Origin of the sequence: Dolichospermum sp. UHCC 0352, assembly GCF_009711925.1 — a bacterium.
GTDB classification, from domain to species: Bacteria; Cyanobacteriota; Cyanobacteriia; order Cyanobacteriales; family Nostocaceae; genus Dolichospermum; species Dolichospermum lemmermannii.
In genome coordinates, this window is record NZ_VIKY01000205.1 from 1 (window position 1) to 3,373 (window position 3,373).

Genomic DNA, 3,373 nt, shown 5'->3' on the forward strand with positions numbered 1-3,373 from the left:
CTGTGTAAAGAAATGTAAAATCGCTGAAAACTTCTTTACTCTTGCCTCTGGTTACTGAGCGAAGTTGAAGTATTGCCTCTTGCCTAGTGCTATGACGACAATTTTCAACGCCAACCTATCTACCATATTTAATCCATTTTGTCAATTCGCAATTTCTATTCTTTACAAAAATTAAGATTTTTATTACATTACTTTACATAAGACATAAGTTCATCATAAACATTTTTAGCTGATGTCTTCATAGCGACTAATTAACACATAATCTTGGAGATTCCGATTGTGGCTTTAACTATCCAGTCCGCTCAAACTATTTTTTCTAATACTCAACTTCCTAGCCCTATTCCCGCAACTATAGCATTGTTCGATCAACTTAACGTTGATGATCAATTAGCATATCTTTGGTATGCTTACACCGAAATGGGTAAAACCATTACTCCTGCCGCACCTGGAGTAGCACGCTTGCAACTAGCTGAAAGTTTGCTGACCCAAATTAAGCAAATGTCTCGTGAAGAGCAAACCAAAGTCATGCGGGATTTAGCCAGCCGTGCTGATACTCCTATTAGCCGTTCCTATGGTTTCTTTAGCGTCAACACCAAACTCGCTTTCTGGTTCGAGTTAGGAGAATTGATGAAACAGGGAATCATCACTCCTGTCCCCGTTGGTTATCAAATGTCTCCTGGTGTAAAATTTGTATTAGAAGCCACACAAAAACTTGATCAAGGTCAGCAAATCACCGTATTGCGGAATACTGTAGTAGATATGGGGTTTGATACTTCTGACCTTGGTCCTAGTAGTTATCCTAAAGCAGGTGCAGAACCAGCTTTCCAACGCACAACCCCTGTTATATCTTCAGTGAAAATTGACGGGATTACAGAACCCGCTGTCTTAGGCTACATTGAAGCCATGAATGCAGATAAATTTGATACTGCGATCGCGCTATTCACTACTGACGGTGCGCTACAACCACCGTTCCAAAAGCCCATTGTGGGTCGGGAAGCGATCGCTAAATATATGCGCGAAGAAGCACAAGGACTAAACATGATGCCGCAACAAGGTATCTGCGAAGTTCAACCAGACGGTTCTAAGCAACTGAAAATCACAGGAGTAGTGCAAACTCCTTGGTTTGGTGTCACAGTTGGTATGAATATTTCTTGGCGGTTTTTAATCAATCCCGAAGGACAAATCTTCTTCGTAGCGATTGATATGCTTGCTTCTCCTCAAGAGCTCATGAATCTGCGTCGAGTTTAATTAAATCATGAGGCTGTCGAAAATCAAATTTATTTGTTATTTTCACAGCCTCGCAATAATAGAGTGAAAGCTATTGACACCGACCAGAAAATTTGTTATCATAGAAACGACGAGGAAGAACTATCTTTATCGCATAAGCACAACTAATCAAGCTAAGTCAGCAAATAATGAAAAAAGCTATTTAATGTGTAAGTTATAGACATTTAGGGCTTTACTACCTCTAATGCCTTTTGGATATTTTGATTTTAAAACTGTTGCTATATGATGATTTAAAGTCCCAGCATCATTAAACTCTTTTGATTCCTGTAGTGCCTCATATAATGAACGGATCTCTTGTGGTGACAGATTCGTGAATGTGCGTAATTCGGTAATGTCTAATCTATGGTTGAACTCATTCACAGTATGCCGCCATTGATGTAGAAGCGAAAACAACTCACTATCTTTGCGTTCTGCAAAAACACCAGATGCGATCGCTGTTTCATTGACTGATATAATTAGTCGTGGAAAGACTAGAGGTTGCCCCAAAATATGTGAATTTGATGTGAATCGCGCATCAGATAAAATTACCTCATTTGCTATGCACTCATTCAGTAAGGCTTGCAGCAATGCAGTCTTCTTTTCGTAAGCTGATACCCACCGTTCGCCAAAAATACCTGTAATTGTTGCCAATGCTCCGAGAGCCGATAGTAGTGCATCAAAGTCTGGTTTTTTAGTCAACCAGACAATAGCTAAAATAAATCCAAGAAACAGAGGGAAAAAAGTGGCAAATGTGACTAAGTTTTTCATACTGACATCATCTGTTATTCGTCTAAATGCTTCTAGCGTTTTGGTGTCCATACAGTCACCAGTGGAGTTCCTGAAATGCCAGGGGTAACTCCCGATGACTCAGGAGCAAGCAGAATTAAATCTATACCAAATCTACTCTGAGAACGTGCTTCAAAAGGTGTGTGTAGTCTATCAACAATTATTAGGTTGCTATCTGATATGCTTTTCTTGATACCATCTGAGGTATACTTTCTAGTCAGCAATAAACGAATAGTATCTTGAGGTTCAAAATTCATAACTGAGCGGTCAGGTAACATCACGTCAATTTTTTTGCCAGTTGAATTTTGATACAGGACTTTTATCAGAATTGCTTTATTTGTTTCAATAGAACCTTGAAATAAAATACTATTCAAGTCAATGTTTAAATCAGTGTTTTGAAATAAAGCACTTGTAACAAACTCTTTGAATAACCTAGTTTTTGCATATTCTTTCGCTGCTGTTTGTGCCGCTTCCTCGTTTAAGTCTTCAGTGGTTGCTACTTCTATAAGCAGTCTATCTTTAGGTCGCATTAGTTTAGAAAGAAGTTGCAGTAATTCTGTGTCTTGTTGGAAATTAGCTAATGTATTTCCAAGTAGAGAAAACAGAACAGGATTATCATTGGGAATTTGGTCAAACAGTTCGCGTAAATATCCAATATTTCTCTCAATTGAGAAGTCAATTTGAATTGTTATGACATCATTCTTCAATTGCAATCTTTCTGTTGCCTTTTGAACACCGAATCTTAACATCTCCGAACTCATATCAATTGGAAAATAGAGTAGGTCAGGATTTGTGTTGAGTAAAATACTCAAAATATGCTGGTCTTTTTCTCCTGTACCTACACCTAAACTAACGTAATGATATTTTTTATCTTTTATGTTGTTAGCATGAATTTGTTGCCATTGAGAGTTAAAAAATTTTATGCTCTCTTTCATGACAAAATAGAAATTATCTTTACAAGCATGATCCCAAGCAATAGCTGAACCTACACTCCAATAGGCAAAACCAGATAATATCTCTTTACCATCACCTGTAGTCGAAAATTCCCCTCTCAATCCCTGGGTGAGTTCTGCCAGTTTATTAGATTGATCTTCTCCTATCAAGCAGAGAGTCCATCCTTTTCCTGAAGTCTCTAATGCAAAATTTATACCCATTTCGAGCCTCGCTTGTTAAGCAATTTATCTGAATTAATCCTCTACTTATGTATACAAATACCACATGGTATTTGTTATTGTCAATCAAATATTATGCCTGCCGTACTATAGAGTAGTTTAAGTAGGTGAACACAATAAAACCAAACTGTGTAAAGAAATGTAAAATC

General features: G+C 37.7%; 3 protein-coding genes. 1 reads left to right on the top strand and 2 read right to left on the bottom strand.

Features of this window, described 5'->3' with window-relative positions; all coding sequences use genetic code 11:
* Positions 1 to 279 precede the first annotated feature (279 nt).
* A complete protein-coding gene (locus tag FJR06_RS14450) occupies positions 280 to 1,248 on the top strand; it encodes an orange carotenoid protein N-terminal domain-containing protein (protein WP_015079241.1) in 969 nt (322 codons plus the stop codon).
* A 177-nt stretch (positions 1,249 to 1,425) separates the two neighbouring features.
* Here the strand turns inward: FJR06_RS14450 and FJR06_RS14455 are convergent, their stop codons facing one another.
* Positions 1,426 to 2,085: a hypothetical protein gene (locus FJR06_RS14455; RefSeq protein WP_168651680.1), complete on the bottom strand. Its 660-nt coding sequence runs from the start codon at positions 2,083 to 2,085 to the stop codon at positions 1,426 to 1,428.
* The gene (locus FJR06_RS14460) at positions 2,067 to 3,206 is read right to left on the bottom strand and encodes an L-histidine N(alpha)-methyltransferase (RefSeq protein ID WP_168651681.1); all 1,140 of its coding nucleotides are present in this window, start codon (positions 3,204 to 3,206) and stop codon (positions 2,067 to 2,069) included. The genes FJR06_RS14455 and FJR06_RS14460 overlap by 19 nt, the downstream gene beginning before the upstream one ends.
* Positions 3,207 to 3,373: the final 167 nt, after the last annotated feature.